Annotated in this window: 21 protein-coding genes and 1 pseudogene; 16 read left to right on the top strand and 6 right to left on the bottom strand. The window is 70.1% G+C overall.

Annotation, left to right across the window (positions count from 1 at the left end; translation table 11 throughout):
- Nucleotides 1–27: 27 nt before the first annotated feature.
- The 8 genes from ACTWQN_RS29360 (at nucleotide 28) to ACTWQN_RS29395 (ending at nucleotide 6,594) form a co-directional block, all read left to right on the top strand.
- A complete protein-coding gene (locus tag ACTWQN_RS29360) occupies nucleotides 28–264 on the top strand; it encodes a PTS sugar transporter subunit IIB (protein ID WP_443206846.1) in 237 nt (78 codons plus the stop codon).
- Nucleotides 261–716, top strand: coding sequence for a PTS sugar transporter subunit IIA (locus ACTWQN_RS29365; RefSeq protein WP_443206847.1), 456 nt, complete (start codon nucleotides 261–263; stop codon nucleotides 714–716). The genes ACTWQN_RS29360 and ACTWQN_RS29365 overlap by 4 nt, the downstream gene beginning before the upstream one ends.
- A 205-nt stretch (nucleotides 717–921) precedes the next feature.
- On the top strand, nucleotides 922–1,533 hold the full coding sequence (locus ACTWQN_RS29370; RefSeq protein WP_443206848.1) for a prepilin peptidase: 612 nt from the start codon (nucleotides 922–924) through the stop codon (nucleotides 1,531–1,533).
- Between the two features lie 168 nt (nucleotides 1,534–1,701).
- Nucleotides 1,702–2,907: a chorismate synthase gene (gene aroC / locus ACTWQN_RS29375; protein ID WP_443206849.1), complete on the top strand. Its 1,206-nt coding sequence runs from the start codon at nucleotides 1,702–1,704 to the stop codon at nucleotides 2,905–2,907.
- Nucleotides 2,907–3,431, top strand: coding sequence for a shikimate kinase (locus ACTWQN_RS29380; protein WP_443206850.1), 525 nt, complete (start codon nucleotides 2,907–2,909; stop codon nucleotides 3,429–3,431). Before aroC ends, ACTWQN_RS29380 begins: the two co-directional genes overlap by 1 nt.
- Nucleotides 3,432–3,462: 31 nt before the next feature.
- Nucleotides 3,463–4,572: a 3-dehydroquinate synthase gene (aroB, locus tag ACTWQN_RS29385; protein ID WP_443206851.1), complete on the top strand. Its 1,110-nt coding sequence runs from the start codon at nucleotides 3,463–3,465 to the stop codon at nucleotides 4,570–4,572.
- A complete protein-coding gene (gene aroQ, locus ACTWQN_RS29390; protein WP_443206852.1) occupies nucleotides 4,569–5,000 on the top strand; it encodes a type II 3-dehydroquinate dehydratase in 432 nt (143 codons plus the stop codon). The genes aroB and aroQ overlap by 4 nt, the downstream gene beginning before the upstream one ends.
- A gap of 121 nt (nucleotides 5,001–5,121) precedes the next feature.
- Nucleotides 5,122–6,594, top strand: a complete 1,473-nt coding sequence (locus tag ACTWQN_RS29395; RefSeq protein WP_443206853.1) for a glycoside hydrolase family protein — start codon at nucleotides 5,122–5,124, stop codon at nucleotides 6,592–6,594.
- A 37-nt stretch (nucleotides 6,595–6,631) separates the two neighbouring features.
- Here the strand turns inward: ACTWQN_RS29395 and ACTWQN_RS29400 are convergent.
- Nucleotides 6,632–7,378: pseudogene (locus tag ACTWQN_RS29400) on the bottom strand (aldo/keto reductase); the annotation flags it as partial.
- Nucleotides 7,379–7,398: 20 nt separating this feature from the next.
- On the opposite strand from ACTWQN_RS29400, the gene ACTWQN_RS29405 reads away from it, so the two are divergent.
- Nucleotides 7,399–7,662 (top strand): hypothetical protein, encoded by a 264-nt coding sequence (locus ACTWQN_RS29405; protein WP_443206854.1) that lies wholly within the window; start codon nucleotides 7,399–7,401, stop codon nucleotides 7,660–7,662.
- Nucleotides 7,663–7,713: 51 nt separating this feature from the next.
- Here the strand turns inward: ACTWQN_RS29405 and ACTWQN_RS29410 are convergent, their stop codons facing one another.
- Both ACTWQN_RS29410 and ACTWQN_RS29415 read right to left on the bottom strand, forming a co-directional pair.
- On the bottom strand, nucleotides 7,714–8,355 hold the full coding sequence (locus ACTWQN_RS29410) for a DUF4232 domain-containing protein (RefSeq protein ID WP_443206855.1): 642 nt from the start codon (nucleotides 8,353–8,355) through the stop codon (nucleotides 7,714–7,716).
- A 76-nt stretch (nucleotides 8,356–8,431) separates the two neighbouring features.
- Complete coding sequence (locus tag ACTWQN_RS29415) at nucleotides 8,432–9,409, bottom strand: GlxA family transcriptional regulator (RefSeq protein ID WP_443206856.1); 978 nt, start codon at nucleotides 9,407–9,409, stop codon at nucleotides 8,432–8,434.
- Here ACTWQN_RS29415 and ACTWQN_RS29420 point away from each other — a divergent pair.
- Complete coding sequence (locus ACTWQN_RS29420) at nucleotides 9,408–10,763, top strand: MFS transporter (RefSeq protein WP_443206857.1); 1,356 nt, start codon at nucleotides 9,408–9,410, stop codon at nucleotides 10,761–10,763. The genes ACTWQN_RS29415 and ACTWQN_RS29420 overlap by 2 nt on opposite strands.
- Here the strand turns inward: ACTWQN_RS29420 and ACTWQN_RS29425 are convergent.
- On the bottom strand, nucleotides 10,738–11,034 hold the full coding sequence (locus ACTWQN_RS29425) for a beta-1,3-glucanase family protein (protein ID WP_443206858.1): 297 nt from the start codon (nucleotides 11,032–11,034) through the stop codon (nucleotides 10,738–10,740). The genes ACTWQN_RS29420 and ACTWQN_RS29425 overlap by 26 nt on opposite strands.
- A 192-nt stretch (nucleotides 11,035–11,226) precedes the next feature.
- Here ACTWQN_RS29425 and ACTWQN_RS29430 point away from each other — a divergent pair, with 192 nt between their 5' ends.
- Nucleotides 11,227–11,904 carry a spermidine synthase gene (locus ACTWQN_RS29430; RefSeq protein ID WP_443206859.1) on the top strand — a complete coding sequence of 226 codons (678 nt, stop codon included), beginning with the start codon at nucleotides 11,227–11,229 and terminating at the stop codon, nucleotides 11,902–11,904.
- Between the two features lie 87 nt (nucleotides 11,905–11,991).
- Here the strand turns inward: ACTWQN_RS29430 and ACTWQN_RS29435 are convergent, their stop codons facing one another.
- Nucleotides 11,992–12,516 carry a methylated-DNA--[protein]-cysteine S-methyltransferase gene (locus ACTWQN_RS29435; RefSeq protein WP_443206860.1) on the bottom strand — a complete coding sequence of 175 codons (525 nt, stop codon included), beginning with the start codon at nucleotides 12,514–12,516 and terminating at the stop codon, nucleotides 11,992–11,994.
- A 116-nt stretch (nucleotides 12,517–12,632) separates the two neighbouring features.
- On the opposite strand from ACTWQN_RS29435, the gene ACTWQN_RS29440 reads away from it, so the two are divergent.
- The 3 genes from ACTWQN_RS29440 (at nucleotide 12,633) to nusB (ending at nucleotide 14,886) form a co-directional block, all read left to right on the top strand.
- Complete coding sequence (locus tag ACTWQN_RS29440; protein ID WP_443206861.1) at nucleotides 12,633–13,742, top strand: M24 family metallopeptidase; 1,110 nt, start codon at nucleotides 12,633–12,635, stop codon at nucleotides 13,740–13,742.
- A 73-nt stretch (nucleotides 13,743–13,815) separates the two neighbouring features.
- Entirely contained in the window at nucleotides 13,816–14,382 is a 567-nt protein-coding gene (gene efp / locus ACTWQN_RS29445; protein ID WP_443206862.1) for an elongation factor P, read from the top strand.
- Nucleotides 14,383–14,433: 51 nt separating this feature from the next.
- Nucleotides 14,434–14,886: a transcription antitermination factor NusB gene (gene nusB, locus ACTWQN_RS29450; RefSeq protein WP_443206863.1), complete on the top strand. Its 453-nt coding sequence runs from the start codon at nucleotides 14,434–14,436 to the stop codon at nucleotides 14,884–14,886.
- Between the two features lie 183 nt (nucleotides 14,887–15,069).
- Here the strand turns inward: nusB and bldD are convergent, their stop codons facing one another.
- Complete coding sequence (gene bldD / locus ACTWQN_RS29455) at nucleotides 15,070–15,558, bottom strand: transcriptional regulator BldD (RefSeq protein ID WP_010311046.1); 489 nt, start codon at nucleotides 15,556–15,558, stop codon at nucleotides 15,070–15,072.
- Nucleotides 15,559–15,845: 287 nt separating this feature from the next.
- Between bldD and pyrR the strand changes: the two genes are divergently transcribed.
- Both pyrR and ACTWQN_RS29465 read left to right on the top strand, forming a co-directional pair.
- Complete coding sequence (gene pyrR / locus ACTWQN_RS29460; protein ID WP_443206864.1) at nucleotides 15,846–16,436, top strand: bifunctional pyr operon transcriptional regulator/uracil phosphoribosyltransferase PyrR; 591 nt, start codon at nucleotides 15,846–15,848, stop codon at nucleotides 16,434–16,436.
- On the top strand, nucleotides 16,436–17,368 hold the full coding sequence (locus ACTWQN_RS29465; protein WP_443206865.1) for an aspartate carbamoyltransferase catalytic subunit: 933 nt from the start codon (nucleotides 16,436–16,438) through the stop codon (nucleotides 17,366–17,368). The genes pyrR and ACTWQN_RS29465 overlap by 1 nt, the downstream gene beginning before the upstream one ends.
- The last annotated feature ends 85 nt before the right edge of the window (nucleotides 17,369–17,453 follow it).

A 17,453-nucleotide genomic window follows, 5' to 3' on the forward strand; every position in this document is an offset into this window, starting at 1 on the left:
GCCGTTGGAGGACGAAGGGAGCACGCGGTGGCTCAGGACAAGGCCGCGGCGATCCTGGCCGCACTTGGCGGCGGGGACAACGTGGTGGAGATCGAGCCGTGCATCACGCGGCTGCGCTGCGAGGTCGAGGATGGTTCGAAGATTGACGAGGCGGCGCTGAAGGCCGCTGGCGCGCACGGCGTGATGAAGCAGGGCTCGGTCGTTCAGGTCGTGGTGGGGCCGGAGGCGGACACGCTGGCCGATGACATCGAGGACCTGATGTGAGTGTCGAGGTCGGTAGCCCCGTAGCGGGTCTGGCCACCGCGCTCAGCGAGGTGCCCGACCCGGTGTTCTCGCAGGCCATGGTGGGTCCGGGAGTGGCGGTGCAGCCGTCTGGCGGACGGGCTGACGCGGTCGCGCCGGTGGCCGGGACGGTCGCGACGCTGCACCCGCACGCCTTCGTGATCGCCTCGCCCAGCGGTCCGGCGATCCTGGTGCACCTGGGCATCGATACCGTGAAGCTCAAGGGTGCGGGCTTCACGCTGCACGTGGCCAAGGGCGACGTCGTCGAGGCGGGCCAGCGGATCGTCAGCTGGGACCCGAGCGAGGTGGAGTCGCACGGGTATTCGTCGATCTGCCCGATCGTCGCCTTGGACGTCGCGGCGGAGGCGCTGGCCGACGCCCGGGAGGACGGCCAGGTCGTCTCCGGCGACCCCCTGTTCACAGTGGACGCCTAACCCGTTCGGCATCGAGGTGAGGGGCACCCGTGACCCAGTTACTTGGTCACGGGTGCCCCTCACTCCGCACCTGATCCGGTTGCTGAGCACCCGATAGGGTTCGTGCAATCGTCGGGGCGACCATCACTCGCGAGTTCATGCCGACACGCGCACGTTCGTCGGCGGGGTGCACGAGGTGTGGTGCTGTTCGGTCGACGCTGGCGCGATGCTCGCGTTGATCGGGATCGTCGGTGGCGTGGTGGGGTTCGGTGCGGGGCGGCTGGGGCGGCTTGTGCTGTGCCGCGCGTGGCGGGGTGTTCGGCCGCCTCGGTTGTGCTGCGAGGTGGCGGTGGGGTTGTTGTGGGCGGTTGTCGCGGTTCGAGTGGTGTGCGGGATGCCGTTGTGGTGGGCGGGAGTTCCGCTGCTGCTCGGTTGGCTCGCGGTGCTGCTGGCGGTGTGCGATGTGCTCGCCGGTCGGCTGCCCGACGTCCTGACCCTGCCCGCCTATCCGGTGGCGGCGGTGCTGCTGGCCGTCGCGGCGGCGCACCGACCCGGGACGCTGATCGGCGCGCTCGGCGGTGCGTTGCTGTTCTTCGGGACTTACCTGCTGGTGCGGGTGGTGTCATGGGGCGCGATGGGCCCCGGCGACGTCAAGCTGGCGGGCAGCCTCGGTGCCGCGGTGGGCGCGGTGTCGCTGCCCGCGGTGCTGGTGGTGATGGTCGCCGCAGCGGCAGCCACGCTGGTAGCGGCGCTGTTGCTGCGCCGCGCCCGCATCCCGCACGGCCCAACCATGCTCGCCCCGGCCTGGCTCGCCACCGCGTTCCCACCGTGGCCGTGAGCACGCACCGAACCGCACTCCGTCACACCGCGCGCAAGCCACCACGAGGTGACGGGTACCTGAATGGGTCGTGAGTGCGTGGCCGGTTCGGCGCTCACGACACCGCGACGGCCTTGTTGCGGGACCCCGGGCGGGTTCACGGTGGACTGAACGTGGCAGGATTTGTGTGTGCTGCGCTGGATGACCGCTGGAGAATCGCACGGCTCCGCCCTGGTGGCGGTGCTGGAAGGCATGGTGGCCGGGGTCGAGGTGACCTCCACCGACATCGCGATCCAGTTGGAGCGGCGCAAGCTCGGCTTCGGGCGCAGCCCGCGGATGAACTTCGAGGCCGACGAGCTGGAGCTGGTCGGCGGCATCCGGCACGGCCGGACCCAGGGCGGCCCGATCGCGATCCGCATCGGCAACACCGAGTGGCCCAAGTGGGAGCAGGTGATGGCGGCCGATCCGGTCGACGAGGACGTGCTCTCGTCGCTGGCCCGCAACGCGCCGCTGACCCGGCCGCGCCCCGGTCACGCCGACCTCGCCGGGATGCAGAAGTACGGCTTCGACGAGGCCCGACCGGTGCTGGAGCGGGCGAGCGCCCGCGAGACGGCGGCGCGGGTGGCGGTCGGCACGGTCGCCAGGCAGTTCCTCCGGCAGCTGCTCGGGGTCGAGATCGTCAGCCACGTGATCAGCTTGGGCGGTGTCGACGCCGAACGCGGCGTGCTGCCCGGGCCCGACGACCTGGACGCGATCGACCACAACCCGGTGCGCGCCTTCGGCGACGAGGCGACCGAGCGGATGATGGCCGAGGTCGACGCGGCCCGCAAGGACGGCGACACCCTCGGCGGTGTCGTCGAGGTCATCGCCTACGGCCTACCCCCGGGCATCGGCTCCCACGTGCACTGGGACCGCAAACTCGACGCGCGGCTGGCCGGGGCGCTGATGAGCATCCAGGCGATCAAGGGCGTCGAGATCGGCGAGGGTTTCGCCAACGCGCACCGGCGCGGCAGCGCGGCGCACGACGAGATCTACCCCGACCAGGGCGTCAAGTGGGTGCGCCGCGGCAGCAATCGGGCGGGCGGCCTGGAAGGCGGCATCACCAACGGTGAACCGCTGATCGTCCGGGCGGCCAAGAAGCCGATCTCCAGCCTGCCGCGCGCACTGGCCACTGTGGACATGAGCACCGGCGAGCCCGCGCAGGCGATGCACCAGCGTTCCGACATCACGGCGGTGCCGCGCGCCGCGGTGGTCGCCGAGACGATGGTCGCGCTGGTCCTGGCCGAGGCCGCGATGGAGAAGTTCGGCGGCGACTCGCTGCCGGAGACCCGCCGCAACGTCGAGGGTTACCTGGCCTCGTTGCGGGAGCGCGCCGAGAAGCGGCAGGTGCGGTGATGGCCCCGCGCGCAGTGGTGATCGGCCCGCCGGGCGCGGGCAAGACGACGATCGGTCGGCTGCTGGCGCAGCGGCTCGGCGTGTCGTTCCGGGACACCGACGACGACATCGTGCGGACCGCGGGTCGGCCCATTGCCGACATCTTCGCCAACGACGGCGAGCCGGTGTTCCGGGCGATGGAGGAAGACGCGGTCGCCGCGGCGCTGCGGGAACACGACGGGGTGCTGGCGCTGGGCGGCGGCTCGGTGCTCTCCGAACGCACCCGCGAGCGCCTGGCCGGACACCCGGTGGTCTTCCTGTCGGTCGGGCTGGCCGAGGGGGCCAAGCGCGTCGGGCTGTCCACCGCGCGACCGCTGTTGGCCGGGCTGAACCCCCGCGCCACGTTCAAAGCGCTGCTGGATGAGCGGCTGCCCGTCTACCGCTCGGTGGCCGCGGTGGAGATCGGCACCGATCACCTTGATCCCGCCGAGATCGTGGACCGGGTCGTCACCGCGCTGTCGGCGAGCAGCGCCCCATCCAGCTGATCATGACATCCGTGCATCCGAAGGGACGATGATGACCGAACCGGTGCGGATCAGGGTCGCCAGCCAGCAGCCCTACGACGTGGTGGTCGGCCGGGGACTGCTCGCCGAGCTCGTCGACTACCTGCGCGACGCATCGGTGGTGGCGCTGGTGCACCAGCCCACCATCACCAACACCGTCGAGGTGGTGCGCGACGAGCTGGCCGACGCCGGGGTGGACGCGCACCGCGTGGAGATCCCCGACGCCGAGGACGGCAAGAGCCTCCAGGTGGCAGGGTTCTGCTGGGAGGTCCTCGGCAAGATCGGCATGGACCGCAGCGGCGTGGTGGTCTCCTTCGGTGGCGGCGCGGTCACCGACGTCGCCGGTTTCGTCGCCGGAACCTGGATGCGCGGGATCCGCGTGGTGCACGTGCCGACCACCTTGCTGGGCATGGTGGACGCGGCGGTCGGCGGCAAGGCCGGCATCAACACCGAGACGGGCAAGAACCTGGTCGGGGTGTTCCACGAACCGAGCCTGGTGCTGGCCGACCTGACGACCCTGGAGGGGCTGCCGCACAACGAGCTCGTCGCGGGCATGGCCGAGATAGTCAAGGCCGGTTTCATCGCCGACCCGGAGATCCTGCGGCTCGTCGAGGCCGACCCGGCGGCCGCCACCGATCCCAGCGGCGAGGTGCTCGGTGAACTGGTGCGCCGGTCGATCCAGGTCAAGGCCGATGTGGTCGCCGCGGATCTGAAGGAATCGCACCTGCGCGAGGTGCTCAACTACGGGCACACCCTGGCCCACGCCATCGAGCGCCGGGAGCGCTACCGCTGGCGGCACGGCGCGGCGGTCAGCGTCGGGCTGGTCTTCGCGGCGGAACTGGCCCGGCTGGCCGGGCGGCTGGACGACGAGACCGCCGACCGGCACAAGCGGGTCCTCGACCTGCTGGGCCTGCCCACCAGCTACGACCCGGACGCGCTCGGCCAGCTGCTGGAGACGATGCGGGTGGACAAGAAGAACCGCTCCGGGGTGCTGCGGTTCGTCGTGCTCGACGGCCTGGCCAAGCCCGGCCGGTTGGAGGGGCCGGATCCGTCGCTGATCGCCGCCGCGTATTCCGCGATCACCGGCGGCGAAGCCGGGTCGAGCACGGAGGTGCTGCTGTGAAGGTGCTGGTCCTCAACGGACCGAACCTCGGTCGGCTGGGCAAGCGCGAGCCCTCGGTCTACGGCAGCACCACGTACGCCGATCTGGTCGAGCTGTGCGAGTGCGCCGGTAAGGAGCTGGGCGTGGAGGTCGAGGTCCGGCAGACCGACCACGAGGGCGAAATGGTGCAGTGGCTGCACGAGGCCGCCGACCAGCAGTGGCCGGTGGTGCTCAACGCGGGCGCGTGGACGCACTACTCCATCGCGGTGCGCGACGCGGCGGCGCAGCTGGGCGCGGACCTGATCGAGCTGCACATCTCGAACGTGCACAAGCGCGAGGAGTTCCGGCACACCAGCTACCTGTCGGACATCTCGACCGCGGTCATCGCGGGCCTCGGCGTGGCGGGCTACCCGCTGGCGATCCGCTGGCTGGCCGAAACACGCGGCTGACTTGGCGCGACGGGCCTCGGCGACCCAGTAGTTTAGCTACGGGTGCCCCGCCAATTGCACCATTCGCACGGCCGAGTCCGCGGGGGTGCACTCGCGTGTTGGTGCTGGGGGAGGTTCCGGGGTGAGCGAGCGGGTTCCGTTGCGGCTGGTCGCCGTGTTGGCGGCGGTGGCTTCGTTGGCGGGGTGCACGCAGGTGGAGGGCGTGCCCGATCCGCAGCCGCAGGCCGAGCAGCGGGCGGACGTGCCGCGCGAGCCGATCGAGCTCGCGGTCGGCGGCGAGCGCGGCAGCGCTGGCGTGGTGGCGGCGGGTGGGTTGCCCGCGCCGTACAACTACGGCCCGACGGTGCTGGTCGAGGGCGGGCAGTACCGCGCATGGTGGTGCAGCCAGCTGCCCGGGATCGGCCCGCCCGGTGACGACATCCTCAACGCCGCGTCCAGCAACCTCGACGCACCGTTCACGCACAGCGGCGGCGCGCCCGCGGTGCCGGTTTTCGCCGGGCAGCCGGGCGGTTTCGACGGCATGCACACCTGCGACCCGTCGGTGTTGAAAGTGGACGGTCGCTACTACCTGTACTACACGGGCGCGGCGGGGGACCACGCGCACGGCAACGCCATCGGGGTCGCCAGCAGCGCCGACGGCTTCGCCTGGCGGCGGGAGGCCGGTGGTCGCCCGATCGTCACGGCTTCCGGCGAGGTGAACCGGGAGAACGTCTACGGGGCTGGCCAGCCGTCCGCGCTGTTCCTGGATGGCTGGTTCTACCTGATGTTCACCGACACCACGGCGTCCGGGGCGGGGTGGAACGGCGCCGGGCAGTTCGTGCTGCGCGCCCGCAACGCCGAGTTCACCGACCAGGTGCAGATCTTGACCGATGCCGGTTTCGCGCCCGCTGGTGCCAAGCGGTCCCGTTCGGTGGTGGATGCGTTCAGCGCGGACTGGATGTGGGTTCCGGCGCTGGACGCCTTCGCGATCGCGCACCAGACCACGGCGGGTACCACGATCACCTTCTGGGACCGCGATTTCACCCGCCATCCCTACGAACCGGTGGTGGTGCCGGGCCCTTGGCAGGAGGGTCCGGGACTGGTCCGCCAGCCCGACGGTCACGCCCCGGCGTCCACATCGGACCCCTGCGGCACGGTTCCGGTGGACCTCCTGCGCGCCACCGCCGCCGCTGCGGCGCCGACCGACATCCGGCACTTCGGCATCGACGTCACCGGCGTCAACGGGTGCGCGACGCCCCGGCAGGCCGCCGCTGTGCTGGCAGGTTTCGGGGTACCGTCCCCGGCGCGCACCGTCGACGTGGTGCACGACGGCGGACTGATCCGGGTGGAACGCCGCTCGGTGGCGGAGCGCCTGGTCACCAGAGTGTTGGACACCCGGATGTCCACATTGGACAAACTCCCGGTGACCGGCACGATTTCCGCCGGAGCGAAGGCACTGCGATCGCCGCAGGGCCTGGTCGGCTTGCTCGACGACAAAGGTCGATTGTGGACGGTCACCCCGGAGGCGGCCGACGAGAACAGCTCCCCGATCGTCGACGTCCCCCAACAGGAATGGGACACCCACACCCAAGCCGGAGACCTCCGCCGCGGCTGAGCACGGGGTGAGGGGCGCCCGTGACCAACTTACTGGGTCACGGGTGCCCCTCACCGGCGGCGGCGCTTTCCCTGGTCTGGCCCGGTTTCGTCGCGCCTGGAATCGCCACCACGGTGTCGCCGCAGAAGGTGATCAGCCAGCTCAGCGCGACCTGCCCGGTGCTGGCGCCGTGGGCCCGCGCGATGGCGCGCAACTCGTCGATCAGCGGCGCGGTTCGGGCCAGCGCCCGGTCGGTGAGGCCGCCGATCCTCCGCCGGATTCGCGGCATCGTGCTGGCCAGCGCCGGATCGTCGTGGAACTTGCCGGTGAGCACCCCGGAGCGCAGCGGGGAGTAGGCGATCAGCGTGACCCCCAGGCGCCGCGCGGCGGCCAGCACCCCGTTGCGCTCCACATCCCGTTTGAGCAGGCTGATCTGCACCTGGTTGCTGGCCAGGACGAACCCGTAGGAGCGCAGCACCTCGCTGGCCTTCGCCATCTGGCGGGCCGAGAAGTTGCTGACCCCGACCGATGCGATCCGACCGGCGCGGCACAGTTCGGCCATCGCCCGGACCTGCGCTTCGATCGTCGAGAAACTCCCCTGCGGCAGGTGGATCTGGTGCAGGTCGATGGGGTAGCCCTGCAGCGCGGTCAACCGGTTTCCGATGGTGCGGCGGATGTTCGACGCGGTGCGCAGGCCCGGTGACCACTTCGTGGCGATCACGACTTCGCCGGGACGGCGGCCGAGTTCGCCCAGCGCGGAGGTGAGCGCGCGTTCCGAGCCGCCGCGCCCGTACATCTCGGCGGTGTCGCAAGTACGCGGTGCTGGTGCACGGCGCGAAGAAGGAGCTGGGCGACCGCGCCGAAATGGAGCGGGCGGTCGCCAACCCGATCCGCGAGCTGTTCGAGCGGGGCGTCGCCGACGGCACGCTGCGCGCGGACCTGAGTCCGCAGGTCCTGTTCGAGATGTTCACCGGACTGCTGGAGAAGGCGCTGAACCTGGTCGCCCGCGGCGAACTCGGCGTCGAGTCGGCGGGCGCGGCCATCACCACCGTCTTCCTCGATGGCGCCGGTCGGCCAGCGATCAGGTGAGCGGCGCCGTCGCCCGGAACAACCGGGCGAGAGCGCCGCACACCCCAGCGATTACTGCTCGCCCCGACCGGCCTGGATGGTCTGCACGGTGAGCTGGTTGCCTGGCAGCTGCTCGTTGGCGCAGCCGTTCTCGGCGTAGTCGAACGGGATGAACATCGCCGCCGTCTCCTGCGGCGGGTAGATCCGCAGGCCCTTGACCGGCTCCGGTCGGCAGACCTCGGCGGGGTAGTTCTCGACGGTCACGAACCCGATCACGGCGGACGCCTGCTCGCCAGGACCGAGGGTGACCGCCGCGCCCTTCTCACCGTTGCGGTAGGCGGCGGGGCCGACCTGGTGGCCGTCCTCGCCGCCGACGTAGGACACCCCGGGGAAGCCCTGGATCACGCACTGCTGGCCGCTGACGTTGGTGAAGATCAGCGGCCGGTACGCGGTTCCGGCCGCCGCGCCACCACGACCGAACGACAGCTGGAGGTCACCGGCTTTGCACAGCCCGTTGTCGGATCCCGCTTCCTGGCCGGTGTTGGACTGCGCCATCAACCCGGACGCCGCGCCGGTCGAGGCGCTTTCCTGCGCGACCGGTGCCTGACCCGCCGGAGCCTGCGCATTCGATCCGCCCGGGCTGCAGGCGCTCAGGCCCACCGTGCCCACCGCCAGCGCCGCCGCCGTGATCGCGAAGATCCTTGCTCGAATCATTTCGTCTCCCGATACATCGAATTCTGATCAAGAGACGCGCGACCCCATGCGCAGGTTGCAGACGTGGCGCAAACCACTACGCGCCGCGGCGAAAAGTGCGGCGGTAGGCGGCCGGACCGGTGCCCAGGCGCAGCCGCAGGTGCTTGCGCAGCGAGGCGGCGGTGTTCAGACCGGACTGCTGGGCCACCACTTCGATCGGCAGGTCGGTGGACTCCAGCAGGTGGCGGGCGCGCTCGATGCGTTGCCGCAGCAGCCAGTCCAGCGGGCTGGTGCCGGTCTCGTCCCGGAACCTGCGGGTGAAGGTGCGCACGCTCATCCCGGCGTGGGCGGCCACTTCGTCGAGCGTGAGGGCATCGGTGAGCCGTTCGAGCAGCCACGCGCGGGTCGGCGCGGTGCCGACGCCGGTGGGTTCCGGCAGCGGCCGTTCGATGTACTGGGACTGGCCGCCGTCGCGCCACGGCGGCACGACGCTGGAGCGGGCGGCGTGGTTGGCGACCTCGCTGCCGTGGTCGCGGCGGATCACGTGCAGGCACAGGTCGATCCCGGCCGCCACCCCAGCGGAGCTGAGCACGTCGCCGTCGTCCACGAACAGCACGTCCGGGTGCAACTCGACCCGTGGGTACAGCCGCTGGAAGCGGCGCGCGTGCTGCCAGTGGGTGGTCGCCGGACGGCCGTCGAGCAGACCGGCCGCCGCGAGCACGAAGGCGCCGGTGCAGATCGACATGATCCGGGTCGTGGCGGGCAGATCGGTCAGGTAGGCGGCCAGTTTCGGGTCCAGGCTGCCGTCGGTGCGCGGGCCCGTCACATGGGTGCCGGGGATGATCAGCGTGTCCGGCGCGGTGCGGAAGCCGGGGTCGGCTTGGGGCAGGATCGAGAAGCCCTTGGTGGTGCGGATCGGGCCACCGTCGAGGCTGCAGACCTGGACGTCGTAGAGCGCTTGGCCGTCCGAACCGAGGGCACCGGCGAAGATCTGCGACGGGATCGTGAGGTCGAAGCCGATGACGTCGGGGATCCCGAGGACCGCGATCCGATGTGGCCGGTTGCTGGTGTCCATGGCCGGATCTTCTCACATCTTGTCCCTCCGGCCACTGGTCGGCGGCTTCGGAGTCGACGAAGCTGCTAGCGTGACCAGTACTGCGTCCGCGCGGCGCATCCACCCCGCCTGGTGGATGGCGGCCGTCGCCTTCATCGCCCTGCTCGGCGCCGCGGCCTTCCGGTCGGTGCCCGGCGTGTTCATGAATCCGCTGCACGACGAGTTCGGTTGGCCGCACAGCGTCATCTCATCGGCCGTGTCGCTGAACCTGCTGCTCTACGGCCTGACGGCACCGTTCGCGGCGGCGCTGATGGTGCGCTTCGGCATCCGCCGGGTGACCGTCACCGCGCTGCTGCTGGTGGCGGCGGGCAGCGGGCTGACGGTGTTCATGACGGCCAGCTGGCAGTTGGTGGTCTGCTGGGGGCTGCTGGTGGGGTTGGGCACCGGGTCGATGGCGCTGGCCTTCGTGTCCACTGTGGTCGATCGGTGGTTCGTGGCCCGCCGCGGACTGGTCAGCGGGGTGCTGACCGCGGGCAGCGCGACCGGTCAACTGATCTTCCTGCCGCTGGCCGCCGTTCTCGTCGAGAACCTCGGCTGGCGCGTCGCCGCCCTGACCATCGCCGCTGCGGCGCTGCTGGTCGGGGTGCTGGTGTGGCTGGTGATGCGCGAGTATCCGCGCGATGTCGGCGCCGACCCCTACGGCGCGACGGGCGCCGAACCCGAGCAGGTGCGCGACCGGGGCAACCCGGCCGCCATCGCCCTGCGCACCTTGCGCGATGCCGCCCGCGCACCGGCTTTCTGGCTGCTGGCTGGTGGTTTCGCCATCTGCGGGGCCAGCACCAACGGTCTGGTGAACACCCACTTCGTGCCCGCCGCGCACGACCACGGCATGCCGACGACGACCGCTGCCGGGCTGTTGGCCGTGATCGGCGTCTTCGACGTGGTGGGCACCGTGCTCTCCGGCTGGCTGACCGACAAGATCAACCCGCGCATCCTGCTCGCCGTCTACTACACGCTGCGCGGCGTGTCGCTGTTCGTGCTGCCGCAGCTGTTCGCCCCCTCGGTGGAGGCGAACATGGTGCTGTTCGTGGTCTTCTACGGATTGGACTGGGTGGCCACCGTGCCGCCGACCATGGCGCTGTGCCGGGAGCAGTTCGGCTCCCGCGCATCGGTGGTGTTCGGCTGGGTGTTCGCCTCGCACCAGGTCGGGGCGGCGGCCATCGCCAGCATCGCGGGCGTGGTGCGCGACCAGTTCGGCGACTACGCCGCCGCCTGGTACGGCGCGGGCCTGCTGTGCCTGCTGGCGACGGCCTTCTCGGTGTCGGTCCGGCGCAAGGCGCCGGAGCCGGTCACCACGGTGTCAGCGTCACCGTGATCGACGTCGGCGCGCCGTCCTGGATGTAGGGGGCGAACCCGGCCACGTCGTCGAAGGCGAACCCGTAGGCCTTGCCGTCCTCGGTGTTGGCGTGCATCACCTTCGCGTAGTGGTTGGTGACCTGGTGCTGGTAGAAGGCGGCCGGATCGGTGCCGGGCTGGTCAGTGAGGTCCAGCAGGATCGAGCGGTTGAAGGCCGCCCCGAGGATCGCCGCGACCGGCCCGGTGATGCCGTCGTTCGGGGCGGCCAGCGCACCGTCGCAGAACAGCACGTCCTTCGTGGACGGTCGGCCAGAACTACCCGATCCAGCCCAACGAACAAGCCATTTCCGGACAAACCCCACCCCACCCCGCTTCTCCGATCTGGTGAAGGGTGAAGGGCACCTTTTACCAATTAAGTTGGTGAAAGGTGCCCTTCACCTCGCCCGGATCGGGTGATGGGGGTGGGGCGGTACGTTTGGGGGATGGCGGATCGGGTCGCTTGGGGTCGTAGCGAGCGTGGTGAGGTCACGTTGTTGCGGCGGGCTGATGGCGCTTTGGAGCTGCGGGTCAACGGTGTGTTCGTGATGGATACCGTGCACACCGAGACCGAGCGGATGTTGGCCAGCGCCACGTTGCGCGCTGCGGTTCGGGCCGCCGCGGTTCGGACCGACGGGGTTCGGGTGCTCATCGGCGGGCTGGGCCTTGGTTTCACCCTGCGCGAGGTGCTGGCCGATCCGCGGGTGCGCGCGGCGCACGTCGTCGAGATCGAGCCCGACCTGCTCGACTGGCACCGCAGCGGGCTGATCCCGGAAACCGCCGCCGCGATCCAGGACCACCGGGTCGGGTTCAGCGTCGGCGACGTGGCCGAGGTGATCGGTGCGCAGCCGCCGGAGGGCGTCGACGTCCTGCTGCTCGATGTGGACAACGGCCCGGATTTCCTCGTCTACGAAGCGAATTCCGCGATCTACCGGGCCGATTTCCTCACCCGGTGCGAAAAAGTGCTCACCCCGGGCGGCACCCTGGCCATCTGGTCAGCCGACACCGCCCCGCAGCTGAGCGCCGCGATGCACGCGGTTTTCGGCAACTGCGAAGAAATCACGATCCCGGTGGCGCTGGGCCGCAAGCAGACGACCTACCACCTGTTCCTGTCCGGCAAGTGAGCTGCTCCTGAGCGGAAATCCCGGTTCTTGCCGGAAAAATCACTAACAGTACACAGTGGATTCCGAGACGGTGACGCGAAGGGTCGCTCACGAGGGCAGCAGGTCGAGTTCGAGCAGGCTGGGCTCCAAAATGCCCTCCAGCACCAGCAGTCGCCGCTTGGCCTCCAGCCCCGGCCCGAATCCGCCGAGCCCGCCACCGCTGGCCAGCACCCGGTGGCACGGCACGATCAACGGCACCGGATTGCTGCCCATGATGGTGCCGACCGCCCGTGACGCCTCCGGTCGGCCGGACAACTCCGCCAGCCCCTTGTAGCTCACCGTCTCGCCGAAGGGCACCAGCTCGTACAGCGTGCGCAGCACGTGCAGCCGCAACCCTTGCAGCGGCGACCACTCGATCGGCACGTCGAACTCGCGGCGCCGCCGCGCGAAGTACTCGCCGAGCTGCCGCGCGGCATCGACCGCGATGCCGGTGTCCCGGCTCAGCTCGGCCTCGTCGTACTCGCCGAGCACCTCGTCCGGCCCGGCGAAGGCCACCTGGCGCACCCCGGATGCGGCGGCGACCACCGTCAGCTCCCCGACGGGGCTGGCGACCACGCTCCACGACAGCGACATGCCCGGAAGAGTACCGCTGAGCACCGACAACAGGCGATGCGCAAGATCATGGCGGCTTCCCGCCGACGTTGCCGCAACCCGGCCGGTTCGCGCTCCCGGGGGTTAGGCTCCGAAACATGTCCGAAACGCACAACCACCGACGTCACGCCCTCCGCGCCCACTTGCGCGAGCAGAACCTGGACGCGATGTTGGTGACCGATCTGCTCAACATCCGCTACCTGACCGGCTTCACCGGATCCAACGCCGCGCTGGTGGTGCACGCCGCCGACGAGCCGGGCACCGAGTCGCGGACGGTGTTCTGCACCGACGGTCGCTACCTCGCCCAGGCCGCCACGCAGGTGCCGGACCTGGCGCGCGTCAACGACCGGGCGAGCGATCTGGCGCTGGCCAAGCGGATCGGTACCGAACCCGTCGAGTACGGCCGCGTCGGGTTCGAGAGCCAGCACGTCACCGTCGACCGCCGCGATGTGCTGGCCGACGCCGCGGCCAAGGCCGAGCTGGTGCGTGCACCGGGCCTGGTCGAACAGCTGCGGATGGTCAAGGACGAAACCGAGATCGAGGCGCTGCGGATGGCCTGCGCGGCCGCCGACCGGGCGCTGGCCGACCTCATCGAGCACGGTGGGCTGCGCCCCGGGCGCACCGAACTGGAAGTCGCGCGCGAACTGGAGAGCAGGATGCTCGACCACGGCGCGGCCGGTCCGTCGTTCGACACGATCATCGCCGCCGGGCCGAACTCCGCGATGCCGCACCACCGGCCCACCGACGCGGTGCTGGCCGCGGGCGACCTGGTGAAGATGGACTTCGGCGCCGAGGTCGACGGCTACCACTCGGACATGACCCGCACCGTGGTGCTGGGCAAGCCAGCGGCCTGGCAACGCGAGATCTACGAGCTGGTGCGGGCGGCGCAGGCCGCTGGCCGCGGCGCGGTCCAGGTCGACGCCGACGTCAAGGCGGTGGACACCGCGGCCCGCAAGGTGATCGAGGATGCGGGCTACGGCGAGCAGTTCCCGCACGGCTTGGGACACGGCGTGGGCCTGGAGATCCACGAGGCACCGGCGTTGTCGCAGCGGGGGGACGGTAGAATCAGCGCCGGGATGGCGGTCACCGTCGAGCCCGGTGTCTACTTGCCGAGGCAGGGCGGGGTCCGCATCGAGGACACGCTGGTCGTGCGTCCCAGCACACCGGAGCTCCTCACCTTGACGACGAAGGAGCTCGTCGAAGTCTGACGCACACCGCTGAAATCGGGTTCGCGTTCCGACGAAACACGCCCAAGCCATCACCGCAGGAGAGAACCCTACCGTGGCAACCACGAACGACTTGAAGAACGGACTGGTGCTCAACATCGACGGCCAGCTGTGGACCGTCGTGAACTTCCAGCACGTCAAGCCCGGCAAGGGCGGCGCCTTCGTGCGCACCACTCTGAAGAACGTGCTCTCCGGCAAGGTGGTGGACAAGACCTTCAACGCCGGGGTGAAGGTGGACACCGCGAACGTCGACCGCCGCGAGATGACCTACCTCTACAACGACGGCGCCGACTACGTGTTCATGGACACCGACACCTACGACCAGGTCAACATCTCGACCGATGTCGTCGGCGACGCGGCGAACTACATGCTGGAGAACAGCGCGGTGGTCGTGGCGCGCCACGACGCCAACCCGCTGTACGTGGAGCTGCCCGCCTCGGTGGAGCTGCTGATCTCGCACACCGACCCGGGTCTGCAGGGCGACCGCTCCACCGGCGGCACCAAACCGGCCACCCTGGAGACCGGTGCCGAGATCCAGGTGCCGCTGTTCCTCAACACCGGTGACAAGGTGAAGGTCGACCCGCGCGACGGCCGGTACCTCAGCCGCGTCAGCACCAAATGATCGCCTGCCCGTCCGCCGCGGGACCCGGTCCGGCCGGAAAGAGGGTGTGAGGTGGGTTCTCGGAGCAAAGCACGCAAGCGTGCCGTGGACTTCCTCTACGAGGCCGATCTGCGCGGTGTCGACCCGGTGACCCTGCTGGCCGATCGGGTCGGCTCACCGGATGTGCCGCCGGTCGGCGAGTACACGATCACCCTGGTGGAGGGCGTCAACGCGAACCGCGAGCGCATCGACGAGCTGCTCACCCAGCACGCCGAGGGCTGGACGCTGGCCCGGATGCCCGCGGTGGACCGCTCGGTGCTGCGGCTTGGCCTGTACGAGCTGCTGTTCAGCGACGACGTGCCGCCAGCGGTGGCGATCGACGAGGCGGTCGAGCTGGTCAAGGCGCTGTCCACGGACGACTCGCCGCGCTTCGTCAACGGCGTCCTGGGCCGCATCGCAGGCATCGCCCCCCGCCTGCGCAAGGCTCTACGCCCGGAGCAAACAGCAGAACAATCCGCCGAATAACGCCGTTCACCGTTCACCGTTCACCCGAACGGATTACGAGTGAAGGGCACCTTTGACCGGGTAAGTCGGTAAAAGGTGCCCTTCACTCGGATAAGACGAAGGGCACCTGTTGCGACTTCTGGTCGTCGGGTGCCCTGTTTGCGTGCCCGGCCCTCACCCGTTCGAGTGGGGCCGGGTGTGTTGTCACTCCTCCCGCGCCGGGCGGGCCTCCGGCGGAAGCACGCCCCAGTCGATGAGCTGCTCGGTGAGCTCACCTGGCGTCATGTCGTAGATGATGGCCAGGGATCGCAGGTCCTCGGTGCGGATGGACAGCACCTTGCCGTTGTAGTCACCGCGCTGGCTCTGGATGGTGGCCGCATAGCGGGCCAGCGGGCCCACCTTCTCAGCGGGTAGCTGCTGCAGCCGCTCCAGGTTGATCACAACTTTGGTGGCGGGCTCGGCGCCAGACGGCACCCGACCCTCCGGAAGCAGTTCCGCGACCGGAACTCCGTAGAAGTCGGCCAACTCGGCCAGCTTCTGCACGGTCACCGCGCGGTCGCCTCGCTCATAGGACCCGACGACCACGGCCTTCCACCGCCCGCCAGACTTCTGCTCGACGCCGTGCAGCGACAGACCCTGCTGCTGGCGGATAGCGCGGAGCTTGCTGCCCAGCGCCTTGGCGTAGTCGCCCATGTGGCGTTTCTCCGTTCGTTCGCCCCGTCAGCCGATAACGGCGGTCGGGGAGTAAAGCTCAGATCGATACGGAGAGTAATGTTCGCTCGCAAGCGTCACCAGGTCAAGTTGGTCTTTCTCGGCAATGCGGCGAACGCCACCACACCACCCGGACGATTGACCTGTTGGCGCTGATAGCGTACAAGGCAGCCCGGCAGTCCGCAGTGGCTTCCGAGTCCGTGACTGCGGGGCAGGTCACACACCATCCTTTAAGGACCCGTCCAGTGAGGCGGGGAAGGAGGTCCACCGTGGCGTCACGCCAACCGGCGGACGCGGCGGATCCGGTCGAGCAGCGCGAGCTGCTTTCGGCCGGTGACGTTGCGCGCACGATAGCCCGAATCGCTCACCAGATCATCGAAAAGACCGCGCTGGACACGGCGAACAGCGACGTGGTGCTGCTGGGCATCCCCACCAGGGGGACCTCGCTGGCCCGGCGGCTGGCGGCGAAGATCAGCGAGTTCAGCGGGGTGACGGTGCCCACCGGGACTTTGGACATCACGCTCTACCGCGACGACCTGCGGCAGCGCCCGAACCGTCCGCTGGAGCCCACCAACCTGCCCACCCGGGGCATCGACAACGCGCTGGTGGTGCTCGTCGACGACGTGCTGTTCTCCGGTCGCACCGTGCGGGCCGCCCTCGACGCCCTGCGCGACCAGGGCCGACCGCGGGCGGTGCAGCTGGCGGTGCTGGTCGATCGGGGCCACCGCGAGCTGCCGATCCGCGCCGACTACGTCGGCAAGAACATCCCGACTTCGCGTTCCGAGGACGTCGCCGTCCAGCTCGAAGAGACCGACCAGACCGACGGCGTGGTGCTGCGGCGGCCAGGCGGAGGTGAGTGATGCGCCACCTGTTGTCCACCGAGGGCCTGGACGCGGCCACCGCGACGGCCGTGCTCGACACCGCCGACACCCTCAAGCAGACCCTGCTGGGGCGCGAGGTCAAGAAGCTGCCGACGCTGCGCGGCCGGACCGTGGTCACCCTGTTCTACGAGAACTCCACCCGAACCCGGGTGTCCTTCGAGGTCGCCGGGAAGTGGATGAGCGCCGACGTGATCAATGTCTCGGCGAGCAGTTCGTCGGTCGGCAAGGGCGAGTCGCTGCGCGACACCGCGCAGACGCTGGCCGCCGCCGGAGCGGACTGCGTGATCATCCGGCACCCCGCCTCGGGTGCCGCGCACCGGCTGGCCGGTTGGCTGGACGAGGTCGGCACGCAGGTCATCAACGCGGGCGACGGCATGCACGAGCACCCGACCCAGGCGCTGCTGGACGCCGCGACGTTGCGCGAGCGGCTGGGCGAGCTGGCCGGTCGCCGCATCGCGATCGTCGGCGACCTGCTGCACAGCCGGGTGGCGCGCTCGAACGTGCACCTGCTGCGCACCCTCGGCGCCGAGGTGGTGCTGGTCGCGCCGCCGACGCTGGTGCCCGCCGGGGTGCAGCACTGGGGTGCGGAGGTGCGCCACGACCTGGACGCGGAGCTGCCGAAGCTGGACGCGGTGATGATGCTGCGGGTGCAGGCCGAGCGGATGCACGGCGGGTTCTTCCCGTCGGCGCGGGAGTACTCGATCGCCTACGGCCTGGGCGAGGCGCGGCTGGGCAGGCTGCCCGAACACGCGGTGGTCCTGCACCCCGGTCCGATGCTGCGCGGCATGGAGATCGCGCCAGCGGTGGCCGACTCGCCGCGCGCGGCTATCACCCAGCAGGTCAGCAATGGCGTGCACGTTCGGATGGCGGTGCTCTACCACCTGTTGGCCGGAGAGGAGATCGCGGCATGAGCAGCCCTGTGTCAACTTCAGTCCTCCTCAACCGCACCGCAGGGGACCGTGGCGCAAGCCAGCCACAAGAAGCCACGCAACGGGA

Origin of the sequence: Saccharopolyspora antiqui (assembly GCF_052246905.1) — a bacterium.
Lineage (GTDB): Bacteria > Actinomycetota > Actinomycetes > Mycobacteriales > Pseudonocardiaceae > Saccharopolyspora.